This window comes from Klebsiella sp. LTGPAF-6F, from assembly GCF_001753185.1.
Classification (GTDB): Bacteria; Pseudomonadota; Gammaproteobacteria; order Enterobacterales; family Enterobacteriaceae; genus Klebsiella; species Klebsiella michiganensis.
Genome location: NZ_CP017450.1, coordinates 4,237,750 through 4,264,046, shown reverse-complemented (window position 1 = coordinate 4,264,046; position 26,297 = coordinate 4,237,750). Strand labels below are relative to the sequence as shown.

Sequence of the window (26,297 nt, the reverse complement as noted above, 5' to 3'; positions counted from 1 at the left end):
ACTTGGATCAGTGCTGTACCACGCCGTGACAAGGGGGACGCTATGAACCATGTCTGGGGGCTCTTCTCTCATCCTAATCAAGAGATGAGCGTTATTAAAAGCGAAAACGAAACCGTTTCGCATCACTATACGCACCATGTGCTGGTCATGGCGGCGGTTCCGGTTATCTGCGCCTTTATTGGCACCACGCAGCTGGGCTGGAACTTCGGCGACGGCACGGTGGTAAAACTGTCGCTGATGACCGGGCTGGCCCTGGCGGTGCTGTTTTACGCCGTGATGCTCGCCGGGGTTGCGGTGATGGGGCGGGTTATCTGGTGGATGGCACGAAGCTATCCGCAGCGGCCTTCCCTTAAGCGCTGTATGGTTTTCGCCGGCTATGTCGCCACGCCGCTTTTCCTCAGCGGGCTCGTGGCGCTCTATCCGCTGGTGTGGCTGTGCGCGCTGGTCGGGACCGTCGCGCTGCTTTACACCGGCTATCTGCTGTATCTCGGTATTCCCACGTTCCTGGGGATCAACAAAGAAGAGGGGTTGAGCTTCGCCAGCTCGACTCTGGCGATAGGGGTGCTGGTGCTGGAAGTGCTGTTGGCGATTACCGTTATTCTCTGGGGATACGGATATAGGCTCTTCTGATTTAACTCATTGCCGGCATAAATAGATTTTTATGTCGGCAATGCAGCATTTGTTCACGATTCTTATTAGCCAGCTCGCGTTCTGACAAGGTATGATGATTTTTGCCAGCGGCGTCATCACCCCAGCGCCGCGGCGTACGTTCATAACGTGCAAAAATACTTTTCAGAATGTTCACGATGACCAAATTTCGAGTTTCTTTGCTCAGCCTGACGTTGCTGCTGGCTGTGCCTTTTGCGCCCCAGGCGTTGGCTAAAACCTCCACGGCGGTGACCGCCTCCCAGCCGGATATCGCTTCCGGCAGTGCGATGATCGTCGACCTTGCCAGCAAAAAAATCATCTATGCCAGCCAGCCGGACCTGGTTCGCCCGATGGCGTCGATCACCAAGGTGATGACCGCGATGGTGGTGCTTGATGCCCATCTGCCGCTGGATGAGATGCTGACCGTTGATATCAGCCAGACGCCTGAAATGAAAGGGATCTATTCACGGGTGCGTCTGAACAGCCAAATCAGCCGCCGCAATATGCTGCTGCTGGCGCTGATGTCGTCGGAAAACCGCGCCGCCGCCAGCCTGGCGCACCATTATCCGGGCGGCTATGACGCCTTTATCCGCGCGATGAACGCCAAGGCGCAGGCGCTGGGGATGACCCGCACCCGCTACGTTGAGCCCACCGGTCTGTCGATTCATAACGTCTCTACCGCCCGCGATCTGACTAAGCTGCTGATCGCCAGCGAGCAGTATCCGCTGATTGGCCAGCTGAGCACCACCAAAGAAGATATGGCGACATTCGCCCATCCGGCCTATACGCTGCCGTTCCGCAATACTAACCATCTGGTCTACCGCGATAACTGGAATATTCAGCTGACCAAAACCGGCTTTACTAACGCGGCGGGCCACTGCCTGATTATGCGTACGGTGATTAATCAGCGCCCGGTGGCGCTGGTGGTGATGGATGCGTTTGGCAAATATACCCACTTCGCCGATGCCAGCCGCCTGAGAACGTGGATTGAAACGGGAAAAGTGATGCCGGTTCCGGCTTCCGCGCTCAGCTATAAAAAGCAGCGTGAAGCGCAGATGGCCGATGCGATGCTGAAAGGCGGCGCGCAGACCGCGCAGAACGATTAACCCCCATTTCCCCGGATTACGGCGTAAACGCCTTATCCGGGCTACCGAACCGCGCTGTACCGTAGCCCGGCTAAGCGCAGCGCGAGCCGGGGGGTTACTCCGGCAGCGTCCAGTCGCCATCGCCGAGCGGGCGTTGCATAATCAAGGTATCCCGCCAGTCGCCCATCTTATAGCCGACGCTGCGCAGCTGACCCGCCACGCTAAAACCGAACTTTTTATGAATCGCAATCGACCCGGCGTTACTGTGGCCATCGCCGATAATCGCCAGCATTTGTCGCCACGGTCCCTGTTCGCATTTCTCAATTAACCGCGAGAGCAGGGCGCTGCCGATACCGCGTCCCCCCATTCCCGCCTCAACGTAAATCGACTCTTCCAGGGTGTAGCGGTAGGCCGGACGCGGGCGGTAAAAGGTGGCGTAGCAGTAGCCGACGATGGTGCCGCGCCACAGGGCAACCAGCCACGGCAGCCCGCTATCGCGCACGGTTTTGATTCGCTTGCGCATCTCATCCACGGTTGGCGGGATCTCTTCAAAAGAGGCGCGTCCATTGAGCACGTGCCAGACGTACAGCGCGGCGATAGCGTGGGCGTCATCGGGCAGCGCTTCGCGGATCTCTAAGTCAGCGTCGTGTAGCTTATCCACTGCGGACATGATGGATTAATTCCTTAAACGGGTTTGCCGGAGAGGAAATTTCTCCGGCGTGCAGCGTAATACAGAAGCCCCGCGGCTGAACAGTCCCCCGTGCGGATTATTGCGGTTCGGTCGCGCTCGTCGGTTTATCCTGCGCTTCTCCCCAGTATTTTTGCTTACTGGTTTTGCCAATCCCCGGGTTCATGCTGTTGGTGGGATCGTTTTCGCGATAGAAGCGTTTTAAGCTTTCCGGCGCTTCATACAGATGGCCGACGTTATGCTCGGCCGGATATTGGGCGCCCCGCTCCTTCAGCAGCACCAGCATTTTCTCTTTCAGTTCGTGGGCATCGACGCCTTTTTTCACGATGTAATCCTGATGGAAAACGTGGCACATAAAGTGGCCGTAATAGAGCTTATGCACCAGCTGGCTATCGATATCGGCGGGAAGATGCTCAAACCATTCGGTGTCGTTACGGCGCAGGGCGATGTCCAGCGCCAGAATATCTTCCACCTCATCGGCGTGAACCGCCTGGTAGCGGATCGCCGCACCCGCGGCGGCAAAGCGGTGCAGGAAGGCTTTGCTGCCTTCTTCTGCGGTGCAGACGAAGAAATCCCCTTCGGCATTCTGGAAATATTCCCCGAGCCAGGCCTGAGCCTCTTCGATGCCGTCGCCCGCCATTTTCAGCAGCAGATGGTGTTCGTATTTATCGCGCCAGGTTTTCATTCGCTCCGGCAGATGCGACGGGAAGACGTGACCCAGCTTTTGCATAAAGCGGTCGGTGAAGTGCGGCTTAAACAGCGACACTTTCTCCAGCATCGCGTCGGTGCGGCCCTTCATGGTAAAGAAGAACGGCATTTTATCGGTGCCGAGCTTGTCGATCATCAGGAAGGTGTCTTTCCCGTACTGCTCGGCGATGTCGTAAATATCGCGGTGCATATACTCGCCCGCCACCGGCAGATGGTTGAACTCGGCGAGAATATGGCGGCGAATTTCGGTCAGCACGTCCGGGCGGTTGGTACCGATGTAGAACACCTGCTGGCGTTTTTCCGCCGGGAAGGTATCGAGGCGCACGGCGAACACCGCCAGCTTGCCGGCGCAGCCCGAGGATTCAAACAGGCGGTCCGGGTCGGCGTTGTAGCGCGCCGGGGTATCGGCATTCACGTCGCGCACGCGGGTGACGTAATCATGATCGTGGGCGTGGCGACCGTCGTGGCGGACATCTTCATCTTTAACCCGTTCGTCGTCGAGGCGGCTGAGGATTTGCTCCGGCGTGGTGCCGAGGTCAATGCCGAGGTGGTTCACCAGCGTCAGCTTGCCGTTTTCATCAATTTGCGCGTACAGCGACATTTCGGTGTACGCCGGGCCGCGCTGTACCAGCGAGCCGCCGGAGTTGTTGCAGATCCCGCCGACCACCGATGCCCCGATACAGGATGAACCAATGACCGAGTGCGGTTCGCGACCCAGCGGCTTCAGCGCTTTTTCCAGCGAATAGAGCGTCGTGCCGGGATAAGCCAGCACCTGCGCGCCTTTATCCAGCAGATGCAGTTTATCCAGGCGCAGGGTGCTGATAATGACGATATCGCGGTCATAATCGTTACCGTTCGGCGTTGAGCCTTCGGTCAGGCCGGTGTTGGCCGCCTGCATCAGAATGATTTTATCGGCGTTGACGCAGGCGTTCAGCACGCGCCACAGCTCCAGCAGGGTACCGGGAAAGACCACCGCCAGCGCGTCGCCCTGGCCGGAGCGAAAGCCTTTACGGTAGCGCTGGGTTTTAGCCGGGTCGGTGAGCAGATGGGACGAGCCGACCAGACGGGCGAGTTCAGCCAGAAAAGCGTTGTTATAGGTTGTTGCAGATGACATGTTCCACTCCTTGTGGTGGTACAAAATTATCAAAAATAAGAATAGCGCTTTGTATGACAATTTGATGCATCAATGTTTCGAAAAATCAGAGAACAACGCGCGCTTTATTCAGGCGTCTCGTTTATGTTTATGGCAGACTTCGATTTTTGCTATCTTTTCGCCGATCTGGTCGACTGGAACAATGAGGGATAAAAATGAAATGGCTTTGTACTGTAGGCGTCGCTGTGAGCCTGGCGCTGCAACCGGCGCTGGCGGATGAATTGTTCGGCAATCATCCCCTAACGCCGCAGGCGCGGGATGCGTTTGTGACGGAACTGCTGACGAAAATGACGGTGGATGAAAAAATCGGTCAGCTGCGCTTAATTAGCGTCGGCCCGGATAACCCGAAAGAGGCCATCCGCGAGATGATCAAAGAAGGCCAGGTGGGGGCGATTTTTAACACCGTGACCCGCCATGATATCCGCATTATGCAGGATCAGGTGATGGCACTCAGCCGCCTGAAAATCCCGCTCTTTTTCGCCTATGACGTGCTCCACGGCCAGCGTACCGTCTTTCCGATTAGCCTTGGCCTGGCCTCCTCTTTTAACCTCGACGCGGTGAACACCGTCGGGCGGGTGTCGGCTTACGAAGCGGCCGATGATGGCCTGAACATGACCTGGGCGCCGATGGTCGACGTCTCCCGCGACCCGCGCTGGGGCCGCGCTTCGGAAGGGTTCGGGGAAGATACCTACCTGACCACCGAGATGGGCAGGGCGATGGTGGAGTCGATGCAGGGGAAAAGCCCGGCGGATCGCTACTCGGTGATGACCAGCGTCAAGCACTTTGCCGCCTACGGCGCGGTCGAAGGCGGCAAAGAGTACAACACCGTTGATATGAGCCCGCAGCGCCTGTTCAACGACTATATGCCGCCCTACAAAGCGGGGCTGGATGCGGGCAGCGGCGCGGTTATGGTGGCGCTCAACTCGCTCAACGGTACCCCGGCGACCTCCGACGCCTGGCTGCTTAAGGACGTGCTGCGCGACCAGTGGGGCTTTAAAGGCATCACCGTCTCAGACCATGGCGCTATCAAAGAGCTGATCAAACACGGCGTGGCGTCTGACCCGGAAGACGCGGTGCGCGTGGCGTTGAAGTCCGGCATCAATATGAGCATGAGCGACGAGTACTACAGCAAGTATCTGCCGGGACTGGTGAAGTCCGGTAAGGTGACGATGGCGGAGCTGGATGACGCGACCCGCCACGTGCTGAACGTGAAATATGATATGGGCCTGTTTAACGACCCGTATAGCCACCTGGGGCCGAAAGATTCCGATCCGCAGGATACCAACGCCGAAAGCCGCCTGCATCGCAAAGAAGCGCGCGAAGTGGCGCGTGAAAGCCTGGTGCTGCTGAAAAACCGCCTCGATACGCTGCCGTTGAAAAAATCGGGCACTATCGCGGTAATCGGCGCGCTGGCCGACAGCAAGCGCGACATGATGGGCAGCTGGTCGGCGGCGGGCGTGGCCGATCAGTCGGTCACCGTGCTGACCGGTTTGCAGAACGCGCTGGGCGACAAAGGCAAGATTATCTATGCCAAAGGCGCTAACGTCACTGACGATAAAGGCATCGTCGACTTCCTCAATCTGTACGAGAAAGCGGTGCAGGTTGACTCGCGCTCGCCGCAGGAGATGATTGACGAAGCCGTGGCGGCGGCGAAGCAGTCCGACGTGGTGGTTGCCGTGGTGGGCGAGGCGCAGGGCATGGCCCACGAAGCCTCCAGCCGCACCGACATCACCCTGCCGCCGAGCCAGCGCGCCCTGATTAGCGCGCTGAAAGCGACCGGTAAACCGCTGGTGCTGGTGCTGATGAACGGTCGCCCGCTGGCGCTGGTGAAAGAGGATCAGCAGGCTGATGCGATCCTCGAAACCTGGTTTGCCGGTACCGAAGGCGGCAACGCCATTGCCGATGTGCTGTTCGGCGACTACAACCCGTCTGGCAAGCTGCCCATGTCCTTCCCGCGCTCGGTGGGGCAGATCCCGACCTACTACAGCCATCTCAACACCGGTCGCCCGTACAATGCGGATAAGCCGAACAAGTACACCTCGCGCTACTTTGATGAAGCCAACGGCCCGCTCTATCCGTTTGGCTACGGCCTGAGCTACACCACCTTTAGCGTTTCCGACGTGAAAATGTCGGCGCCGACCCTGCAGCGCGACGGCAGCGTGACCGCCAGCGTGCAGGTAACCAATACCGGCAAGCGCGAAGGGGCGACGGTGATTCAGCTTTATCTGCAGGACGTTACCGCCTCCATGAGCCGTCCGGTGAAAATGCTGCGCGGCTTTAAAAAGGTGACCCTCAAGCCGGGTGAGACGCAAACCGTCAGCTTCCCGATTGACGTTGAAGCGCTGAAGTTCTGGAACCAGCAGATGAAGTACGACGCCGAGCCGGGTAAATTCAACGTCTTTATCGGCGTCGACTCCGCCCGCGTGAAGCAGAGCGAGTTTGAACTGCTGTAATGGTGATTTGTCGCCCGGGTGAGGCTGCGGCCGCCACCCGGGAACAGGCATTCCTTACCCCAAAGGCCGATTTATCGGCCTTTTCTTTTTCCGCTCCGCCCCAAATGAACTACGCTTTTTGCTTAAGCTCCTGTTAATGGAGCGCAAATTAAAGAGGGACGCGAGGATGATTAAGGCAAGTATGTGGTCCGGCACGCTGGCGCTGGCGGCCCTGATAAGCCTGCCGCTGCAGGCGGCGGAGCCGGTTAAGGTCGGCTCAAAAATTGACACCGAAGGGGCGCTGCTCGGCAATATTATTTTGCAGGTTCTGGAAAGCCATGGGGTGAAAACCGTCAATAAAATCCAGCTCGGCACCACCCCGGTGGTGCGCGGGGCGATAACCGCCGGTGAGCTGGACATTTACCCGGAATATACCGGCAACGGCGCGTTCTTCTTCAAAGAGGAGAACGATCCGGCGTGGAAAAACGCGCAGCAGGGATATGAAAAAGTTAAAAAGCTGGATGCGGAAAAGAATAAGCTCGTCTGGCTTACCCCGGCTCCGGCCAACAACACCTGGACTATCGCCGTCCGTCAGGATCTGGCGGAGAAAAACCACCTCGCCTCATTAAGCGACCTTGCCGGCTATCTGAAAAAGGGCGGTGACTTTAAGCTGGCCGCCTCGGCGGAATTTATTGAACGGCCGGACGCGCTGCCGGCGTTTGAAAAAGCCTACGACTTCACGCTCAAGCAAAATCAGCTGCTGTCGCTGGCGGGCGGCGATACGGCGGTCACCATCAAAGCGGCGGCGCAGCAAACCTCCGGCGTGAATGCGGCGATGGCCTACGGTACCGATGGCCCGGTCGCCGCGCTGGGTCTGCAAACCCTGAGCGACCCGAAGGGCGTGCAGCCGATTTATGCGCCCACGCCGGTCGTACGTGAAGCGGTGTTAAAAGCGTATCCGCAGATAGCCGACTGGCTACAGCCGGTCTTCGCCAGCCTGGATGAAAAAACGCTGCAAAAGCTGAACGCCAGTATTGCGGTTGAGGGCCTGGATGCGAAGAAAGTCGCCGCCGACTATCTGCAACAGAAAGGGCTGCTGAAGTAGGGCGCGCGTGACCACTCGTTGCTGTAACCGGGTTGCGCTGCTGCTGGCATTCCTCCTGCTGCTGGCGATGGCGCTGCCGTTTATCAACTATGCGCCTAACCGGCTGTTATCCGGCGAGGGGCGCTGGCTATGGCAGGTCTGGCCGTGGCTGGCGGGCGTACAGGGGGCGGCAGGGCTGCTGATAGCGCTGCTGAGCTGGCGTCCCGGGCGTCTCCCGCTGCTGGTTATCTTCCTGCTGGCGGATCTGCTGCTGCCTTTATTGCTATGGGGAGCCGGCAGTGCGGCGGTACAGCTGGCTCAGAGCGGTTCTCCGCTGGCCCGCACCTCGCCGGGAAGCGGCCTGTGGCTGGCGCTGGCCCTGTGCCTGCTTATCGCCAGCGATGCCGTTCGTCGCCTGACGACCCGAGCCCTGTGGCGCTGGCTGCTGAACGCGCAGGTCTGGCTGCTGCTCGCGCTGCTGCTGGGACTCGGCGCGCTCGATGGCCTCTCTTTGCTGAAAGAGTATTTCAATCGCCGCGAGGTGTTTGACGATGCGCTGTCCCAGCATGTGACGCTGCTGTTGGGGACCCTGCTGCCGGGGCTGCTGATTGGCTTGCCTGTTGGCGTCTGGCTCTGGCGCTACCCCCGCTGGCAATCGCCGGTTTTTGCCGTTCTCAACGTGATTCAGACCGTTCCCTCCGTCGCGCTTTTTGGCCTGCTTATCGCGCCGCTGGCCGGGCTGGCGCGCCAGTTTCCGTCGCTGGCGCAGCTCGGCGTTTCCGGCACCGGCATCACGCCGGCGCTGATTGCGCTGGTGCTGTATGCGCTATTGCCGCTGGTGCGCGGGGTGACGATCGGCCTTCAGCAGGTGCCGCGCGAAGCGCTGGAGAGCGCGACGGCGATGGGGATGAGCGGCGGGCAGCGCTTTCGTCAGGTACAGCTACCGCTGGCGTTGCCGGTGTTGTTGCGCAGCCTGCGGGTGGTCAGCGTACAAACCGTGGGTATGGCGGTGGTGGCGGCCCTGATTGGCGCGGGCGGCTTCGGCGCGCTGGTTTTCCAGGGGCTGCTCAGCAGCGCGCTGGACCTGGTGCTGCTGGGGGTTATCCCGACCATCGCGCTGGCGGTGGTGGTGGATGCGTTATTCGCGCTGTGGGGCGCATTACTGAAAGGAGAGGCCCGTGATTGAGTTCGACGGCGTCAATAAAGCCTTTGCCGGAGAGCCTGCGGTGAAAAACCTCAATCTGCATCTGCGCGAGGGGGCATTTTCGGTGCTGATTGGCACCTCCGGCTCGGGGAAGTCGACCACGCTGAAGATGATTAATCGCCTGGTGGAGCACGACAGCGGGACGATCCGTTTCGCCGGGCAGGATATTCGCCAGCAGCCGGTGCTCGAACTGCGCCGCAGAATGGGCTACGCCATCCAGTCCATCGGCCTGTTCCCCCACTGGACGGTGGCGCAGAACATTGCCACCGTCCCGCAGCTGCAAAAGTGGTCGCGGCAGAAGACCCAGGCGCGGGTCGATGAGCTGATGGCCTTGCTGGGGCTGGAGCCGGGCCTGCGCGAACGCTACCCGCATCAGCTTTCCGGCGGCCAGCAGCAGCGCGTCGGCGTGGCGCGCGCGCTGGCCGCCAACCCGGAAGTGCTGCTGATGGATGAACCCTTCGGCGCGCTCGATCCGGTGACGCGCGAAGCCTTGCAGCAGGAGATGATCCGCATTCATCGTCTGCTGGGACGCACGATTGTGCTGGTGACTCACGATATCGATGAGGCGCTGCGGCTGGCGGACCATCTGGTGTTGATGGACGGCGGCGAAGTGGTACAGCAGGGCGAGCCGCTGCAGATGCTGCTGGAGCCAAAAAATGCGTTTGTGGAGACGTTCTTTGGCCGTAGCGAACTGGGCGTGCGCCTGCTGTCGCTACGCGGCGTGAGTGATTATCTGCGCCGCGATGAGCGCCTGGCGGGGGACGCGTTGAACGTGACGATGACCCTGCGCGAGGCGCTGTCGCAGTTCGTTGCTCATCGCCGCGAGGTGCTGCCGGTGGTCGATGAGCAGGGAGAGGCCTGCGGGACGCTGCATTTTGCCGACCTGCTGCGCGAGGAGGCCCGGCGTGAAGGTGCTGCGTGATCCGCTGCTGTGGCTCAGCGCCATGTTTATCGCGCTGCTGCTGGCATTGCCCTACAGCGCGCCGCTGTTCAGCGCGCTGTTTCCCGAACTGCCGCGTCCGGTTTATCAACAGGAGAGTTTTGTTTCTCTTACCCTGGCGCACTTTTGGCTGGTGGCGCTCTCCAGCCTCGCGGCTACGGTGGTGGGCGTCGTCGCCGGGATTGCGGTCACCCGTCCGGCGGGGCATGAGTTTCGCCCGCTGGTGGAGACGATTGCCGCAATGGGGCAGACGTTTCCGCCGGTCGCGGTGCTGGCGATTGCGGTTCCGGTGCTGGGGTTTGGCTGGCAGCCCGCGCTTATTGCGCTGGTGCTGTACGGCATCTTACCGGTTTTACAGGGCACGCTGGCCGGGATTGGGGCGGTACCGTCCGGTGTTTTAGCTATCGCTCAGGGAATGGGGATGACCGGCTGGCAGAGGCTGATAAAAGTTGAGCTGCCGCTGGCGGCGCCGGTGATGCTGGCCGGGATTCGTACCTCGACCATCGTCAATATCGGTACGGCGACCATTGCTTCAACCGTCGGCGCGAATACGCTCGGCACGCCGATTGTTATCGGCCTCAGCGGATTTAATACCGCTTATGTGATTCAGGGGGCGCTGCTGGTGGCGCTGGCGGCGATTATCGTCGACCGGGGGTTTGAACGGCTGAACCGGCGAATCAGCCGACACCACCGCGAACAATAAATGAATAACCGGCCAGCATCACGCCGCCGATGCCGCTGATGGCCATAAATAAGAACAGGGTAATCACCGCAATTTTCGCTGGCTTCATAATAGGCTCCTGATGTTAACGCAGGGATTATACGGTGAAGCGCAGGTGTTAATAAAACATTAATTGCTTTTTAGCTACGACAACCCCCCCGGTTTGCGCTGCGCTTAGCCGGGCTACGGTTCATCACCGTCTGCGGGCCGGTAGCCCGGGTAAGGCGTTTACGCCGCAACCCGGGGAATATGCCGCGACGTAGCATTGCTGCTGCTTCTACCCGGCTTGCGCTGCGCTTAGCCGGGCTACGGTTCATCAACGTCTGCGGGCCGGTAGCCCGGGTAAGGCGTTTACGCCGCAACCCGGGGAATGTGCCGCGACGTAGCATTGCTGCTGCTTCTACCCGGCTTGCGCTGCGCTTAGCCGGGCTTCGGTTCATCACCGTCTGCGGGCCGGTAGCCCGGGTAAGGCGTTTACGCCGCAACCCGGGGAATATGCCGTGACGTAGCATTGCTGCGGCTTCTACCCGGCCACAGATTGCCGGTAACCCGTAGCCCGGACAGGCGCGTCAGGCGCCGCCTCCGGGAGACGTGGCGGTGGCGTGATTCAGCCAGATAATCTGCCCCTGCTGCTCCCAGAGGCGCATTTGATTGACCTGGGTGCTACAGGGCGCTTCTCCACACCAGACCATCAGCGTACTCTCCGGGAAAAGCTCCGGTCGGAGCTGGTTCAGCGAATGGGCGAGAATGTCCACCCGCCAGCCCTGTTCGCTGGCTATCCAGCCCTCCAGCCATAGCCGAGTGATATCGTTCACATTCCAGCCGATAATCAGCGCATGGCTGCCGGGATATTTTGCCGTGGATGAAAGAGTGCGGGCGATATGATTAATCAGAATACCATCAAGGATGCCCCGCAGCGCCAGCAGCGTGGGCTGCGGGCTAAGCAGGCGCTGGCGTAAAGGATTAATCAGGTGCTTCACCAGAATTTGCGCTGACTCGCTGTGGTTGCGCTCCTTAAGCCACATACGCAGGCGATGATAGCTACCGTTTTGCAGATAACCGAGCAAAATTTCCTGCTGCTTGCGCCAGCCGTCGGCCACCTCCTGCTCATTATCCATCAGCAGCGTTTTCACTTTCCCCACCTGCACGCCGGAGTCAATCCAGCGTTTAATTTCGCGAATCCGGTCTATCTCATATTCGTTGAACAGGCGGTGGCCGCCGTCGGTACGCTGGGGTTTCAGTAATCCGTAGCGCCGCTGCCAGGCGCGTAACGTCACGGGATTGATATCGCAAAGCTGGGCCACTTCGCCGATTGTATAAAGCGCCATTTTCTCCTCCCGCTGTGTTCTCCTCCATTAACTGTAGAAGCTGTTTGCCGAAGCGGGAATTTTTGTCTGTTTTTTGTACAAATCTGGGCCGGCGAGACGCGAAGAAATGTGATCCTGAACATGAATTATCATTTTCATGTATTGCTTCAAAGAAAGTTATAAGCAAGCAGTGTATGTTACGCGCTTTCAAATGAAGTGTGGTCTGCGGGTATGTACGAGTTTGATCTGGTGTTGCTGCTGCTTCAGCAGATGTGCGTGTTTTTGGTCATTGCGTGGCTGATGAGCAAAACGCGGCTGTTCATCCCGTTAATGCAGGTCACCGTCCGGCTGCCGCATAAGCTCCTGTGCTACGTAACCTTCTCCATTTTCTGCATCCTCGGTACCTACTTCGGGCTGCATATCGAAGACTCGATCGCCAATACGCGCGCCATCGGCGCGGTGATGGGGGGGCTGCTGGGCGGGCCGGTGGTTGGCGGCCTGGTGGGGCTGACCGGCGGGCTTCACCGCTACTCGCTGGGCGGCATGACCGCGCTGAGCTGTATGGTATCCACCATCGTAGAAGGGCTACTCGGCGGGCTGGTACACAGTATTCTGGTCAAACGCGGGCGGCCGGACAAAGTCTTCAGCCCGCTCACCGCCGGCGCGATCACCTTTTTCGCCGAGATGGTGCAGATGCTGATTATTCTGCTTATCGCTCGCCCGTTCGAAGATGCCCTGCATCTGGTACAAAGCATCGCCGCGCCCATGATGGTCACCAACACCGTCGGGGCGGCGCTATTTATGCGCATCCTGCTGGATAAGCGAGCAATGTTTGAAAAATACACCTCGGCCTTTTCGGCTACGGCGCTGAAGGTCGCCGCTTCGACGGAGGGGATCCTGCGCCAGGGGTTCAACGAAGAGAACAGCATGAAGGTCGCGCAGGTGCTGATCCAGGAGCTGGATATCGGCGCGGTGGCGATAACCGATCGCGACAAGCTGCTGGCGTTTACCGGGATCGGCGACGATCACCACCTCCCGGGCAAACCCATCTCTTCGCTCTATACCCAAAAGGCGATCGATACCGGCGAAGTCGTTTACGCCGACGGCAACGAGGTGCCTTACCGCTGCTCGATTCATCCGAACTGCAAGCTGGGCTCGACGCTGGTTATCCCGCTGCGCGGCGAAAATCAGCGGGTCATCGGTACCATTAAACTCTATGAAGCGAAAAACCGCCTGTTTAGCTCCATCAACCGCACGCTGGGGGAGGGGATTGCGCAGCTGCTGTCGGCGCAGATCCTGGCCGGACAGTATGAGCGGCAAAAGGCGCTGCTGACGCAGTCGGAAATCAAGCTGCTGCACGCCCAGGTGAATCCGCACTTCCTGTTCAACGCGCTGAATACCCTGAAAGCGGTGATTCGCCGCGATAGCGACCAGGCCGGGCAGCTGGTGCAGTATCTGTCGACCTTTTTCCGCAAAAATCTGAAGCGGCCAGCGGAGATCGTGACCCTGGCGGATGAGATCGAACATGTGAACGCCTATTTGCAGATTGAGAAAGCGCGTTTTCAGACCAATTTGCAGATTCATATGCTGGTGCCCGAGGCGCTGGGGCAGCATCAGCTACCGGCGTTTACCCTGCAGCCAATCGTCGAAAACGCGATTAAACACGGGACTTCGCAGCACCTTGGGGTGGGCGAAATCACTATCCGCGCCAGTCAGCAAGAGCGCTGGCTGCAGCTGGATATTGAAGATAATGCCGGGCTGTATCAGGACAAACCCAGCGCCAGCGGGCTGGGCATGAACCTGGTCGACCGCAGACTGCGGGCGCGCTTTGGCACCGACTGCGGGATCACCGTAACCTGCGAGCCGGAATGTTTTACCCGCGTCACGCTGAGACTGCCTCTGGAGGAAAGCGCATGTTAAAAGTATTAATTGTCGACGACGAGCCGCTGGCGCGTGAAAACCTGCGTATTTTGCTGGAGACCCAGCCTGATATTGAGATCGTTGGCGAATGCGGGAATGCCGTCGAGGCGATTGGCGCGGTGCATAAGCTGCGCCCGGACGTGCTGTTTCTGGATATCCAGATGCCGCGCATCAGCGGTCTGGAGATGGTCGGCATGCTCGATCCGCAGCATCGGCCCTATATCGTCTTCCTTACCGCGTTTGACGAGTACGCGGTGAAGGCCTTTGAAGAGCACGCGTTTGATTATTTACTGAAGCCGATTGAGTCCGCCCGGCTGGAAAAAACGCTGTTTCGCCTGCGCCAGGAGCGCAGCCTGCAGGATATCACCGTGCTCGACGATACCCAGCAGGCGCTAAAGTATATTCCCTGCACCGGACACAGCCGGATCTGGCTGCTGCAGATGGAAGACGTGGCCTTCGTCAGCAGCCGGATGAGCGGGATTTACGTGACCGACCGCGAAGGGAAGGAGGGCTTTACCGAGCTCACCCTGCGCACGCTCGAGAGCCGAACGCCGCTGCTGCGCTGCCATCGTCAGTACCTGGTCAACATGTCCCATCTCAAGGAGATCCGCTTTGAGGAGAACGGCCAGGCGGAGCTGCTGATGCGCGCCGGGCAAACGGTGCCGGTCAGCCGCCGCTACCTGAAGAGCCTGAAAGAGGCGATTGGGCTGTAAAACGGCGGAATCGTGATAGACTTAGCGGCAGATTTTTTCATCATGAAGGCAATATGATCAGTAACGATATTCTCCGTAGCCTGCGCTACACCCTGAAAACCAATAACAGCGGCCTGGTTCGTATTTTTGCCCTGGCGGATGCGCCGGTCAGCGCGGAACAGCTGGTTCCCTGGCTGAAAAAAGAAGACGAAGAGGGGTTTGTGCGCTGCCCGGATATCGTGCTGTCGAATTTCCTCAACGGCCTGATTTACGACAAACGCGGTAAAGATGCGTCGGCGCCGCCGCTGGCGGTCGAACGCCGGGTGAATAATAACATCGTGCTGAAAAAGCTGCGTATTGCCTTCTCCCTGAAGACGGATGATATTCTCGCTATCCTCACCCAGCAGAAATTCCGCGTCTCCATGCCGGAAATCACCGCCATGATGCGCGCCCCGGATCATAAAAACTTCCGCGAATGCGGCGACCAGTTCCTGCGCTACCTTCTGCGCGGACTGACCGAGCGCGAACACGCGAAATCCTGATATGCCTCCCCGGCTTGCGGCGTAAACGCCTGAGCCGGGCTACTGAACGCACGGCTCCGTAGCCCGGCTCAGCGCAGCGCAAGCCGGGAGTAGTCCGCACCAGTCAGGGCTGTTTCACTTCTTTAAAACCCTGCGATTTCAGCAATTTCTCCGACTCGCTCAGCGAAATGAACTTTTGTGAACAGTCGGAAAAACTGGCCCCCGGCAAGTGACACAGCTCGCTGATTTTAGCCTGATTGAAGTCGATGGAGAGGTGTTCCTGCGCGACGTTCTCTTTATAGTCGACGCTGTGGGTAACGCCTTTGATTTTGCTGTAGGCCGCGCCGATAGGGTCGATGACCTTGCGCGCCTGCTCTTCGTTACTTACCCCGAGTGATTGATAGGGGATCGTATTCTCCGCGTCCTGGCGGGTGACGACATCGCCTTTATAGTGATAGATGTAGGTCAGATCAACGCCGTTGATCGTATTGTTAAACGTTTTGACCTCATCTTTGTTGTTATCGCAGCCAACAAGCGCGGCCATCAATAGCGTGGCGCCCAGAGCGGCGGTCATCCTGCGGTTAAATTTCATTATCATTCCTTGTTAATCAATCATCATCTCTAATTGTATACAGCATTGGGCGATGGTGCCGGGCGTATCCTCGGAAGTCGCCGTTTCGCGCCTATGCCAGCGTTTTCTTCTTTCTGCGCCAGCACCCGGCGGGCGATGTCGTCGACAATATCGTGGCGCTCTAAAAAAAAAGCGCTGCCGGAGCAGCGCTTTATACAGCCTTACTTGACCTGCTGGCCCGGCTGAGCGCCGCTGTCCGGGCTGAGCAGGAAGATATCTTTCCCGCCAGGACCTGCGGCCATCACCATGCCTTCAGAGATGCCGAAGCGCATTTTGCGCGGCGCCAGGTTAGCGACCATCACCGTCAGGCGGCCAATCAGCGCCTGCGGATCCGGGTAGGCGGAGCGGATGCCGGAGAAGACGTTACGCTTCTCGCCGCCGAGATCCAGCGTCAGGCGCAGCAGCTTATCGGAACCGTCGACGAACTCGGCGTTTTCAATCAGCGCGATGCGCATATCCACTTTGGCGAAATCGTCAAAGGTGATAGTTTCCTGAATCGGATCGTCCGCCAGCGGACCTGTGACCGGCGCTGACAGCGCTTTCACTTCTTCTTTCGACGCCTCGACCAGCGCCTCAACCTGCTTCATTTCGATGCGGTTATACAGCGCTTTAAAGGCGTTAACCTTGTGACCGAGCAGCGGCTGCTGGATAGCATCCCAGCTCAGTTCGCCGTTGAGGAACGCTTCGGCGCGGGCGGCCAGCTGCGGCAGAACCGGCTTCAGCCAGGTCATCAGCACGCGGAACATATTCAGGCCCATGGTGCAGATGGCCTGCAGATCGGCGTCGCGGCCTTCCTGTTTGGCGACCACCCACGGCGCCTGTTCGTCAACGTAGCGGTTTGCCACGTCGGCCAGCGCCATGATTTCGCGGATGGCTTTCCCGAACTCGCGGCTGTCCCACGCATCGCCAATGCTTGCTGCCGCATCGGTGAAGGTTTTATACAGCTGAGGATCGGCCAGCTCGGCGGACAGCATGCCGTCGAAACGCTTGTTGATGAAACCGGCGTTACGCGAGGCAAGGTTAACCACCTTGTTGACGATATCGGCGTTGACGCGCTGCACGAAGTCTTCCAGGTTCAGGTCGATATCATCGATACGCGACGAGAGCTTGGCGGTGTAGTAGTAGCGCAGGCTGTCGGCGTCAAAATGATTCAGCCAGGTGCTGGCCTTAATAAAGGTACCGCGCGACTTGGACATCTTGGCGCCGTTGACCGTCACGTAGCCGTGAACGAACAGGTTGGTCGGTTTACGGAAGCTGCTGCCTTCCAGCATCGCCGGCCAGAACAGGCTGTGGAAGTAAACGATGTCTTTGCCGATAAAGTGGTACAGCTCGGCAGTAGAGTCTTTCTTCCAGTACTCTTCGAAGCTGGTGGCGTCGCCGCGCTTGTCGCACAGGTTCTTAAAGGAGCCCATGTAACCGATCGGCGCATCCAGCCAGACGTAGAAGTATTTACCCGGCGCGTTCGGGATTTCGAAGCCGAAGTACGGGGCATCGCGGGAGATATCCCACTGCTGCAGGCCGGACTCGAACCACTCCTGCATTTTATTCGCCACCTGCTCCTGCAGCGCGCCGCTGCGGGTCCACGCCTGCAGCATTTCGCTGAACGACGGCAGGTCGAAGAAGAAGTGCTCGGACTCGCGCATCACCGGCGTCGCGCCGGATACCACCGATTTCGGCTCAATAAGCTCGGTCGGGCTGTAGGTCGCGCCGCACACTTCGCAGTTATCGCCGTACTGATCCGGTGATTTACACTTCGGACAGGTGCCTTTCACAAAGCGGTCCGGCAGGAACATGCCTTTTTCCGGATCGTAAAGCTGAGAGATGGTGCGGTTTTTGATAAAACCGTTCTCTTTCAGGCGCGTGTAGATGAGCTCCGACAGCTCGCGGTTTTCATCGCTGTGCGTGGAGTGGTAGTTGTCGTAGCTGATGTCGAAGCCAGCAAAATCGGTCTGATGCTCCTGACTCATTTCGCCAATCATCTGCTCCGGAGTAATTCCGAGCTGCTGCGCTTTCAGCATGATCGGGGTGCCGTGGGCGTCGTCGGCGCAGATGAAGTTGACTTCGTGGCCGCGCATTCGCTGGTAACGGACCCAGACATCAGCCTGGATGTGCTCCAGCATGTGGCCGAGGTGGATTGAGCCGTTTGCGTACGGCAGCGCGCACGTTACCAGAATTTTCTTCGCGACTTGAGTCATAGTGGGCATTACATCTTCTATTGTAAAAAGGGGTTTTGATGTTACCGCAAAGGCAATAATTTGGTAAGCCCAAAGCTTATGGTGGGGGAATTATTCCCTTTAAGGTAAACTTAACGCACAAGATTCAACTCACAATAACAAAGGAGTCGGGATGAGTTCGCAATCCCAGGCCAAATCCCCCGAGCGTCTGCGCGCGATGGTCGCCGGGACCCTGGCTAATTTCCAGCACCCAACCCTGAAACATAACCTCACTACGCTGAAGGCGCTGCATCACGTCGCCTGGCTGGACGAGACCGTGCACATTGAAATTCAGATGCCGTTCGTCTGGAACAGCGCGTTTGAAGCGCTGAAGGAGCAGTGCAGCGCCGAGCTGCTGCGCATTACCGGCGCCAAAGCCATTGACTGGAAGCTGACGCACAGCATCGCCACGCTTCAGCGGGTAAAAAATCAGCCGGGCATCAACGGCGTGAAAAACATTATCGCCATCAGCTCCGGCAAGGGCGGGGTGGGTAAATCGTCGACGGCGGTCAACCTCGCGCTGGCGCTGGCGGCGGAAGGGGCGAAAGTCGGCATTCTGGATGCCGATATTTACGGGCCGTCGATTCCGACCATGCTCGGCGCGGAAGATCAGCGTCCGACTTCGCCGGACGGCACCCATATGGCGCCGATTATGAAATTCGGTCTCGCTACCAACTCCATCGGTTATCTGGTGACCGACGACAACGCCATGGTGTGGCGCGGCCCGATGGCCAGCAAGGCGCTGATGCAGATGCTGCAGGAAACGCTGTGGCCGGATCTCGATTATCTGGTACTGGATATGCCGCCGGGCACCGGTGATATTCAGCTGACGCTGGCGCAAAACATTCCGGTCACCGGCGCGGTCGTCGTCACCACGCCGCAGGATATTGCCCTGATCGACGCCAAAAAAGGCATCGTGATGTTTGAAAAAGTCGAGGTACCGGTGCTGGGTATCGTGGAAAACATGAGCATGCATATCTGCAGCAACTGCGGACACCACGAGCCGATTTTCGGTACCGGCGGCGCGCAGAAGCTGGCGGAGAAATATCATACCCAGCTGCTGGGCCAGCTGCCGCTGCATATCACTCTGCGCGAAGACCTCGACAAAGGGACGCCGACGGTGGTTGCGCGTCCGGAAAGCGAGTTTACCGAGACCTACCGCCAGCTGGCCGACCGCGTCGCGGCGCAGCTGTACTGGCAGGGGGAAGTCATCCCCGGAGAGATAGCCTTCCGCGCGGTCTAATCTCCTCACCCTCCTGAGCCGCCCGGCGCTTTTCGCCGTGCGGTTTTTTAGTTTTTCCGACCCGGTTCTCTACCGAGGAGATAATCACCGCGCGAATAATATTGCTGTTAAATATTATTTATTTTTATTCACATTTAGCGATATTGAGATTAATCAATAAAACATATTGCTAACATTGTTTTCCTCTGGCGGTTGTGCGAGCTTTAATAGCAAAGAAGTACGATTTTAATTCGCCGTGATGAGGTTTAATTTTGGCTTTTTATTTGGCGAAACGTGGATGTTATCAGTAATACGTATATAAAAACGATGGAAGGAAAGTATAGCCGTACACATTTCCGGAGTGCATGATGAATAATATTGCTCTAATCGTTAAGTTACGAGAACTACTGGTTATTTTTATGCATACGCGCTCGCTGCCGGAGAAAGCAGCAGACGCGTTGCGTTATTGCCAGGAGCATCTCCCGATAGCTGAGATTCCGATTGGCGCTTATGGTGAGTACAGTGATATTTTTGAACAGATTGTTTTTTTATCGGATGACAAGAGTCGTACGGCCCCGGATGATTTACTGCGTAGCGGCGGCGATCTGATATTAAGTATTTTAATGCTCTATGAGCAGGTTGCTTCATATATTGCCGTCGAGGAATTTATGCACAAACAGAACCGCTTTAACGAATAGCGCTTTGCCACAAAAAAACGCCAGCGGCAGGGAGAGCGCGCTGGCGTTCAGCTTTTAGCGATGGTAGAAAATCTCGCCATCATAAATTTTGAGGATTTTCCCCTCGGTTTCGGTAATCAGCACGTAGCTTCCGCCCATATAGGTCCAGCGGGTCCCGGCATCCGGCGCAGGCAAATTGCGCTGCTGCCACTGCTTGATGTTGTATTCTGGCGTGAGGTAAAGCGGCGGTACGGTATCGCCGATGTGAAATTGTTTGAAGTCCGCGGTGACCCCATCCAGCTCATATTTCTGTATACCTTCGCCGGTCGCCGCCCACGCGCCGCTGGCGCAGGCCAACAGTACGCCCAGAAGCATCATTTTTGTTTTACGCATAATTTCCCCATTATTATCCTGGACACAAAATCGCAGCCTCGTATGATTCCTGATACGTCAAGGGATTGGCAAGCGTTGGTTTGGTTAAAAGTGTAAGCAAACGGTGATGCAGCGCCGTTTTTCATCGGCGCGCGCCTGTTTTGAGAATAATCCGGGTTGAGGAGTGTGTATGTTCCGGCTGGAAGATCTGGCATTGTTTGTCCGCGCTGCGGCGTTAAGCAGCTTCAGCGATGCGGCGCGAGAGGCCGGGCTGCAGCCCGCGCAGGTGAGCGCGGCGATCAAGCGTCTGGAAACGACGCTGAATATCCGTCTTTTTGCCCGTTCGACGCGGAGTTTACGCCTGACGCCGGAAGGCGAAACCTGGCTGCCCTATGCCACGCAGATGCTTGATACGCTGCACGCGGGGCTGCAAAAAATCAGCACGCCGGATGACGAAGTACGCGGTACGTTACAAATTGCCGTTCCGTCCGACCTGGGGCGCAACTTGCTTCTGCGCGTGTTTCGCGCTTTTCGCCAGCGCCATCCCGCGCTGCGCCTGCGGATACTGTTTTCCGATCATCGGACCGATGTATTTAAAGATCCGGTGGACGTGGCGTTTCGCTACGGCGATAACGACGATGCCTCGTTTATTTCCCTGCCCGTCGCGCCGGAGAACCGCCGGATGCTGGTGGCCTCGCCCGGCTGGATAGCCGAACACGGCGAACCGAAGACGCTGGAAGATTTGGCCCGGCACAATGCGCTGACCTACGTGCTGCGCGGCAGGGCGTTCGATCGCTGGCCGCTGAGCCTGGACGGGAAGGTCCATTACGTGCAGGTTGCCGGCGCTATCGTGAGCGATGATGCGGAGGTGATTCGCCGCCTGGCGGTTGCCGGGGAGGGGATCGCGTTCAAATCTGAACTCGACGTCGGGGATGATATCCGTGAAGGGCGGCTCCAGGTGCTGTTGCCGAAGTATCAGGGCGACGTGGTGCCGCTGAATATGATTTGCCCGCACCGCAAGCAGCTTTCGCCTGCGGTACGGCTGCTGTATGAGGCGGTGAAAGAGGCGTGCGAAGCGGTTCATTCCCGCGCGCCCTCTGCGGGCCGCTAGCGCCGACTCGGGAATGGTGCCGGGGTGATGCATCGGCGTGGCTTGTTCCCGGCTCGCGCTGCGCTTAGCCGGGCTACGGGTTCACAGCAATCTGCGGGCCGGTAGCCCGGACAGGTGCGCCAGCGCCGCCTCCGGGAATGGTGTCGGGGTGAAGTATCAGCGTGGCTTGTTCCCGGCTCGCGCTGCGCTTAGCCGGGCTACGAGCTCACAGCAATCTGCGGGCCGGTAGCCCGGACAGGCGCGCCAGCGCCGCCTCCGGGAGAACGATCGGTGCGAAGCTTAATGCTTCACCAGCGTGGCGAAGTAGTAGACTAGCGGAATCGCAAGGATCCACAGCCCGATGGGGATTTCCCGCCATTTGCCGGCAATCGTTTTAATCACCACATAAAACAGCAGCCCGCCGGCAATCCCGGTCCCGAAGCTATTGGCAATCAGCGTAATCATCACCATCATCAGCACCGGCAGGCCGTCGGTGAAGTTTGCCAGGTCCACTTTGCGCAGGCCGCTGAACATGTTCAGGCCAATGAGGATCAGCGCAGGCGCGGTCGCCTCTTTCGGAATCATCAGCGCCACCGGGGTAAACAGCAGCATCAGGAGGAACATCACCGCCGCCGACAGCGCGGTCAGCCCGGTTTTGCCGCCGGCTTCCGCTGCCGCCGAGGATTCAATCAGCGCGGTCGCCGCCGGAATGCCCAGCCAGGGGCCAACGGCCGCGGCGATCGAGTCAACCATAAACGGGCGATTGATATGCGGCATATTGCCTTCCTCATCCAGCAGACCCGCTTCGCCGCCTACCGCCAGCGTGGTGCCCATCGTGGAAAAGAACTCTGAGGCGAAAAAGACGAACAGGAACGGCAGGAAGGCGATATTCAGCGCGCCCAGCATATCGATTTGCCCCAGCACCGGCGTCAGCGAATGCGGCATATCGATAAAGCTGCCCGGGAGTCTGGTGACGCCCATCGGAATGCCGACCAGGGTGGCAAAGAGAATCGCCCACAGAATTGAGCCGGGGATTTTTCTCGCCTGCAGGGCTATCGCCAGAAACAGCCCGCAGAGCGCCACCAGCGCCCCCGGTGAGAGAAAATCGCCGAGCATCAGGGCGTTGGTTTTGGCGTTAGCCAGCACCAGCCCGGCGTTACGGAAACCCAATACCGCGACAAACAGCCCAATGGAGGCCGTCAGGCCGAGCTTGATCGACTGCGGCACCGAACGGGTCACCACTTCACGCAGGCCGAATTTGGTTAGCAGGAAAAACAGAATCCCCGACCAGCAGGCGATCCCAAGACCAATCTGCCAGCCAATGCCTTCGCTGCCCGCCAGCGTGACGCCGACCAGCACCGAGCCGCCGATGCCCGGCCCGACGATAAACGGCAGGTTGGCATAAAACGCCATCAGCAGCGTGCCGCCGACGAACACCAGAATCGTGCCGGTGGTTGCCGCGCCTTTATCCATCCCGCCAACCGCCAGCAGGCCGGGGATAACCACCAGCAGGTAGGCGGCGGCGAGAAAGCCGGTGATGCCCGCGAGGCATTCGGTGCGCAGCGTGCTGCCGCGGGAATACAAGGCAAAACGGCGCTCCAGCCAGCTTCCTTGCGTGGATGAATGAAGGGTATTGTCGGCCATGCTCAGGCTCCCTGATGATTATTGTTGTGTTCTGTGTGTTCCGGGATTTCCCGGCAGTCTATCAGCGGCTCGACGATCTGGCGGGTGCTGCCGTCGGTCAAACCTAAGTCGGTCAAATGCGGCCCGGCGTTACAGGCAAGACAGGTGCCTTCGATAGCCTTAAATACGCGATAGGGCGGCTCCCAGTCGGCGACCTCCGCGCTCAGGTCGCGAAGCTGGCGGAACTGTCTGGCCAGCTCCGGAGCGGGCAAGTCGGAAAGCATTCCGGCAATCGGCATCGCCACGTGGGCAAGGATTTTTCCCTGCTGAGATAGCGCCATACCGCCGCCGGAGGCGATCAGGCGGTTTGCCGCCAGCGCCATCTCGTCGGCATCGCGGCCGAGCACCACCAGGTTGTGGGAATCGTGGGAGTAGCTGGTGGCGATGGCGCCGCGCAGCTCGCCCCAGCCTTCCAGCAGCGCAATTTGCGGCGTCGCCTGGTGACGACCGTGGCGGTGCTTAACCCAAATCAGGCTAAACCCGTCCGGGATTTGCACCCGGCCATCGCGGACCTGCACCTCAACCTCTCCCCACTGGGTAAAGCGCGCGCCGCGAATATGCCGCAGGCGGGCGACGCCGTGGCGAATCGCGCCGACGCGGAGGATAAAATCGTCAGGGCTGAGCGGCGGCATCTGCAGGGTATCGCGCGGCGGGGTAATACCCGCCGCCGGCGGAATCGACTCAAGCAGGGCGCCCTCGCGGGCAATCAGCTTCCCGGCGACGTACACCTCCCGCGCGTCGAGCTTTTCTAATGAATCAAAAACCACCAGATCGGCGCGGCGTCCGGCGGCAATCAGCCCCAGATCGTTACGCTGCAGGCGGATCGCTGCGTTTAAGGTGGCGAAGCGCAGGACGTCGGTGGCCGGCAGTCCGTGCTCAATCAGCAGGTTGAGCAGGGCGATAATGCCGCCTTTTTCCAGCAGCATATCCGGCGGCACATCGTCGGTGCAGACGGTGATTTGCGAGGAGAGATGCGGCAGCGTTTTCAGCGCGTTAACGATATCCGGCAGCAGGTAAGGGTGCGAGCCGCGAATTTCGATAGTCAGCCCGGCGCGCAGTTTTTCCAGCGCATCATCCGCCGAGGTGAGCTCGTGATCGGAGGTGACCCCGGCGGCAAGGTAGGCCTGCAGATCCGCGCCGCGCAAACCGCGGGCGTGGCCTTCGATCAGCTTGCCGCTGTTGAGACCGGCCTGGATAATCTCCTGCATCCGCTCGCTGCCGTGCAGCACGCCGTGCATATCCATCACTTCGGCGACGCCGCAAACTTCCGGCCAGGCCAGCATGGTTTCCATCTCCGCGCCGGCAAAATCGGCGCCGGACATCTCCAGTCCCGGCGTCGACGGCACGCTGGACGGCGCCGCGACCATCACCTGCAGCGGCAGATGGCGGCTGGCGGCGACGGCGTAGCGCACGCCTTCGACGCCCAGCACGTTGGCCAGCTCGTGCGGATCCCAGAATACCGCCGTGGTGCCCTGAGCCAGCACGATTTCGGCATAGCGTTCAGGCGGCAGGTGGGAGCTTTCAAGGTGGACGTGCGTGTCCATCAGCCCCGGCGACAGGAAATATCCCGCCAGCGAGCGGCGTTCGTGGGCATCGGAGCGGCTGCCGCGCGGGTGCACGCTGGCGATGGTTTCGCCGACGATCCCGACGTCTGCCTCGCGGATCTCTCCGGTGGCCATATCGACAATCTGCGCGTCGGTTAATAAGAGATCGAACGGGGATTCGCCGCGTGCGGCCTGCACGGCGCGGCGGCGGGTTTCAGCACTGCTGGACATAACAACTCCGGCACAAGGATAATGGGGATACTCTAGGGGCAGAGCAAACGTTTGCCCAGATGAATAAATTTATCGCCCGATAACTTCGGGTTATTCTGCATGCTCACCGTTGACGAAAACATGATGACCGAACCCTGGCAGCGGCTGCCCGCGCTCTCTCTCAAGCAGATTCAGTACTTTGTGACCCTGGCCCAGCTGCGTCACTTCACCGACACCGCTAACCGGCTGGCTATCAGCCAGCCGGCGCTAAGCAGCGCGCTGCGGCAAATCGAGACGGTGCTCGGCGGCAAGCTGGTCAACCGTACCGCCTCGGCGGTGACCTTAACCGATCTGGGGGCGGCGATTTTGCCTCACGCCCGGCGGGTGCTGAGCGTGGCGCAGCTGGCGTTTCAGGATATGCAGCAGATAGTCGAGGCCGGCGGCGACGGTACGGTGCGTATCGGGCTGGTGCCCTCGGTGAGCTCGCTGCTGTTTCCGCTGCTGCCGCAAACGCTGGCCCAGGCGTTTCCGCGCCTGAGGGTGGAGTTTCACGATCAGACCAACGACGCCCTGTTTTGCGAGCTGCAGTCGGGAAAGATAGATTTTGCCGTTGGCGCAATAGACAGTTCGTTACCGCCTGAGCTGCAGGTTTATCCTCTGCGCGACGATCCGTTTGTGGCGGTGCTGCACTGCGACGATCCGCTGGCCGGGCAGCCGCATCTGCCGTGGAAGCTGCTCGCGGGGCGCGATATCGCGGTGTTCTCAAAGGGCAATATTCAGCGTCTGGTCGGCGCGCTGGCGGAGAGCCATCGCCTCACGCTGAATACGCGTTATCAGGTTGACTATATTGAAACGCTTTACGGCCTGGTGCGTTCCCGGCTGGCGGTGGCGATTCTGCCTGAGCTTTATACTACCCACCTTCAGGATCCGGCGTTAAAGGTGGCGCAGCTTCAGCAGCCCGCGCTGACGCGAACCGTGGCGCTGATGCGCGGGCCGCAGCCTTTGCCGCCGCTGATTGAGGAATGTTTCGCATTATTGCTAAGTTCGCTGCGCTGACCGGCGCGGGGGGGAGCCCGACGAACGCAGCGCGCCGTCTGCGGGAGAGGCTGTCAGGGAAGATGCTTAATCAGCACGTCGACGGTGAGATGATTAATGTACTCCAGGGAGTGTGAAGCGAGAACGCCCAGCAGCCGGTTGTGGTGACCGGCAATGATCAAATCAATATTCCGCTGCCGCACGCACGCTTCGACATCGGCAAAACGACGCGTGGTCACCAGCGATAGCGTTTGCACCGGTAGGGCGACCGTGGTGGCCAGTTCATTGAGCAGCGCTTTGGCCTGAATCACCTCCCGGGAAACGTCATCATCCAGCAGGCTGTCGGAGACATAATTAAGCGACCGGTAGTCGGTGCTGATATGGGCGATGGTAATACGCATAGCGTTTTCTTCCGCCATTTTCGCGGCGTGCGCCAGCAGCGGAACGCCGTCAAGGCTGCTGTTGATCAGCACCAGAGCATGGTGATAAACGGACATAACGATACCTCGACGCAGGG

Annotated in this window: 25 protein-coding genes; 15 read left to right on the top strand and 10 right to left on the bottom strand. The window is 59.1% G+C overall.

Annotated features, from left to right (window positions below; genetic code table 11):
- Positions 1 to 42: 42 nt before the first annotated feature.
- Both BJF97_RS19820 and pbpG read left to right on the top strand, forming a co-directional pair.
- On the top strand, positions 43 to 630 hold the full coding sequence (locus BJF97_RS19820) for a Yip1 family protein (RefSeq protein WP_004122818.1): 588 nt from the start codon (positions 43 to 45) through the stop codon (positions 628 to 630).
- Positions 631 to 806: 176 nt separating this feature from the next.
- The gene (pbpG, locus tag BJF97_RS19810; protein WP_014230138.1) at positions 807 to 1,754 is read left to right on the top strand and encodes a D-alanyl-D-alanine endopeptidase; all 948 of its coding nucleotides are present in this window, start codon (positions 807 to 809) and stop codon (positions 1,752 to 1,754) included.
- 94 nt (positions 1,755 to 1,848) lie between these two features.
- On the opposite strand, the gene BJF97_RS19805 is transcribed toward pbpG, so the two are convergent.
- A complete protein-coding gene (locus BJF97_RS19805; RefSeq protein ID WP_004138576.1) occupies positions 1,849 to 2,403 on the bottom strand; it encodes a GNAT family N-acetyltransferase in 555 nt (184 codons plus the stop codon).
- Between the two features lie 97 nt (positions 2,404 to 2,500).
- The gene (dld, locus tag BJF97_RS19800; RefSeq protein ID WP_014839046.1) at positions 2,501 to 4,243 is read right to left on the bottom strand and encodes a D-lactate dehydrogenase; all 1,743 of its coding nucleotides are present in this window, start codon (positions 4,241 to 4,243) and stop codon (positions 2,501 to 2,503) included.
- Positions 4,244 to 4,437: 194 nt separating this feature from the next.
- Here dld and bglX point away from each other — a divergent pair, with 194 nt between their 5' ends.
- From bglX to BJF97_RS19775, 5 genes are all read left to right on the top strand, one after another.
- Complete coding sequence (gene bglX / locus BJF97_RS19795) at positions 4,438 to 6,735, top strand: beta-glucosidase BglX (RefSeq protein ID WP_071889449.1); 2,298 nt, start codon at positions 4,438 to 4,440, stop codon at positions 6,733 to 6,735.
- 166 nt (positions 6,736 to 6,901) lie between these two features.
- Positions 6,902 to 7,819 (top strand): glycine betaine ABC transporter substrate-binding protein OsmF, encoded by a 918-nt coding sequence (gene osmF / locus BJF97_RS19790; protein WP_032693700.1) that lies wholly within the window; start codon positions 6,902 to 6,904, stop codon positions 7,817 to 7,819.
- A gap of 7 nt (positions 7,820 to 7,826) precedes the next feature.
- The gene (locus BJF97_RS19785) at positions 7,827 to 8,984 is read left to right on the top strand and encodes an ABC transporter permease (RefSeq protein WP_032693701.1); all 1,158 of its coding nucleotides are present in this window, start codon (positions 7,827 to 7,829) and stop codon (positions 8,982 to 8,984) included.
- Positions 8,977 to 9,924 carry an ABC transporter ATP-binding protein gene (locus BJF97_RS19780; RefSeq protein ID WP_014230133.1) on the top strand — a complete coding sequence of 316 codons (948 nt, stop codon included), beginning with the start codon at positions 8,977 to 8,979 and terminating at the stop codon, positions 9,922 to 9,924. The genes BJF97_RS19785 and BJF97_RS19780 overlap by 8 nt, the downstream gene beginning before the upstream one ends.
- A complete protein-coding gene (locus BJF97_RS19775) occupies positions 9,908 to 10,645 on the top strand; it encodes an ABC transporter permease (protein WP_014839042.1) in 738 nt (245 codons plus the stop codon). The genes BJF97_RS19780 and BJF97_RS19775 overlap by 17 nt, the downstream gene beginning before the upstream one ends.
- Here BJF97_RS19775 and BJF97_RS32860 read toward each other — a convergent pair.
- Positions 10,620 to 10,733 (bottom strand): protein YohO, encoded by a 114-nt coding sequence (locus tag BJF97_RS32860; RefSeq protein ID WP_004103838.1) that lies wholly within the window; start codon positions 10,731 to 10,733, stop codon positions 10,620 to 10,622. The two genes, BJF97_RS19775 and BJF97_RS32860, sit on opposite strands and share 26 nt — an antisense overlap.
- Positions 10,734 to 10,912: 179 nt before the next feature.
- Here BJF97_RS32860 and BJF97_RS34310 point away from each other — a divergent pair, with 179 nt between their 5' ends.
- On the top strand, positions 10,913 to 11,167 hold the full coding sequence (locus tag BJF97_RS34310; RefSeq protein WP_142394549.1) for a hypothetical protein: 255 nt from the start codon (positions 10,913 to 10,915) through the stop codon (positions 11,165 to 11,167).
- Positions 11,168 to 11,232: 65 nt separating this feature from the next.
- Here BJF97_RS34310 and BJF97_RS19770 read toward each other — a convergent pair whose 3' ends face one another.
- Complete coding sequence (locus BJF97_RS19770) at positions 11,233 to 11,991, bottom strand: MerR family transcriptional regulator (protein WP_014839041.1); 759 nt, start codon at positions 11,989 to 11,991, stop codon at positions 11,233 to 11,235.
- Positions 11,992 to 12,201: 210 nt separating this feature from the next.
- Between BJF97_RS19770 and BJF97_RS19765 the strand changes: the two genes are divergently transcribed.
- From BJF97_RS19765 to BJF97_RS19755, 3 genes are read left to right on the top strand one after another with little or no spacing between them, the layout of a single operon-like run.
- Positions 12,202 to 13,890, top strand: coding sequence for a sensor histidine kinase (locus tag BJF97_RS19765; protein WP_004852614.1), 1,689 nt, complete (start codon positions 12,202 to 12,204; stop codon positions 13,888 to 13,890).
- Entirely contained in the window at positions 13,884 to 14,603 is a 720-nt protein-coding gene (gene btsR, locus BJF97_RS19760) for a two-component system response regulator BtsR (protein ID WP_014230130.1), read from the top strand. The genes BJF97_RS19765 and btsR overlap by 7 nt, the downstream gene beginning before the upstream one ends.
- A gap of 53 nt (positions 14,604 to 14,656) precedes the next feature.
- Positions 14,657 to 15,124, top strand: coding sequence for a DUF1456 family protein (locus tag BJF97_RS19755; protein WP_070082974.1), 468 nt, complete (start codon positions 14,657 to 14,659; stop codon positions 15,122 to 15,124).
- 103 nt (positions 15,125 to 15,227) lie between these two features.
- Here the strand turns inward: BJF97_RS19755 and BJF97_RS19750 are convergent, their stop codons facing one another.
- Both BJF97_RS19750 and metG read right to left on the bottom strand, forming a co-directional pair.
- Entirely contained in the window at positions 15,228 to 15,695 is a 468-nt protein-coding gene (locus BJF97_RS19750) for a YehR family lipoprotein (protein WP_014230129.1), read from the bottom strand.
- A 200-nt stretch (positions 15,696 to 15,895) separates the two neighbouring features.
- Positions 15,896 to 17,929: a methionine--tRNA ligase gene (metG, locus tag BJF97_RS19745; RefSeq protein WP_032693702.1), complete on the bottom strand. Its 2,034-nt coding sequence runs from the start codon at positions 17,927 to 17,929 to the stop codon at positions 15,896 to 15,898.
- Between the two features lie 151 nt (positions 17,930 to 18,080).
- On the opposite strand from metG, the gene apbC reads away from it, so the two are divergent.
- Entirely contained in the window at positions 18,081 to 19,190 is a 1,110-nt protein-coding gene (gene apbC / locus BJF97_RS19740; RefSeq protein WP_004103811.1) for an iron-sulfur cluster carrier protein ApbC, read from the top strand.
- 347 nt (positions 19,191 to 19,537) lie between these two features.
- Positions 19,538 to 19,867 (top strand): hypothetical protein, encoded by a 330-nt coding sequence (locus BJF97_RS19735; RefSeq protein WP_025107803.1) that lies wholly within the window; start codon positions 19,538 to 19,540, stop codon positions 19,865 to 19,867.
- 54 nt (positions 19,868 to 19,921) lie between these two features.
- Here BJF97_RS19735 and BJF97_RS19730 read toward each other — a convergent pair whose 3' ends face one another.
- A complete protein-coding gene (locus BJF97_RS19730; RefSeq protein ID WP_004852605.1) occupies positions 19,922 to 20,239 on the bottom strand; it encodes an RcnB family protein in 318 nt (105 codons plus the stop codon).
- Positions 20,240 to 20,408: 169 nt separating this feature from the next.
- Here BJF97_RS19730 and BJF97_RS19725 point away from each other — a divergent pair, with 169 nt between their 5' ends.
- Entirely contained in the window at positions 20,409 to 21,329 is a 921-nt protein-coding gene (locus BJF97_RS19725) for a LysR family transcriptional regulator (protein WP_014839036.1), read from the top strand.
- A 279-nt stretch (positions 21,330 to 21,608) separates the two neighbouring features.
- Here BJF97_RS19725 and BJF97_RS19720 read toward each other — a convergent pair whose 3' ends face one another.
- A complete protein-coding gene (locus BJF97_RS19720; protein WP_032693703.1) occupies positions 21,609 to 22,952 on the bottom strand; it encodes an NCS2 family permease in 1,344 nt (447 codons plus the stop codon).
- A 2-nt stretch (positions 22,953 to 22,954) separates the two neighbouring features.
- Positions 22,955 to 24,766 (bottom strand): adenine deaminase, encoded by a 1,812-nt coding sequence (locus BJF97_RS19715; protein WP_032693704.1) that lies wholly within the window; start codon positions 24,764 to 24,766, stop codon positions 22,955 to 22,957.
- 120 nt (positions 24,767 to 24,886) lie between these two features.
- Here BJF97_RS19715 and BJF97_RS19710 point away from each other — a divergent pair, with 120 nt between their 5' ends.
- A complete protein-coding gene (locus BJF97_RS19710) occupies positions 24,887 to 25,801 on the top strand; it encodes a LysR family transcriptional regulator (protein WP_162097205.1) in 915 nt (304 codons plus the stop codon).
- Between the two features lie 53 nt (positions 25,802 to 25,854).
- Here BJF97_RS19710 and BJF97_RS19705 read toward each other — a convergent pair whose 3' ends face one another.
- Positions 25,855 to 26,277 (bottom strand): universal stress protein, encoded by a 423-nt coding sequence (locus BJF97_RS19705; RefSeq protein WP_014230123.1) that lies wholly within the window; start codon positions 26,275 to 26,277, stop codon positions 25,855 to 25,857.
- Between the last annotated feature and the right edge of the window lie 20 nt (positions 26,278 to 26,297).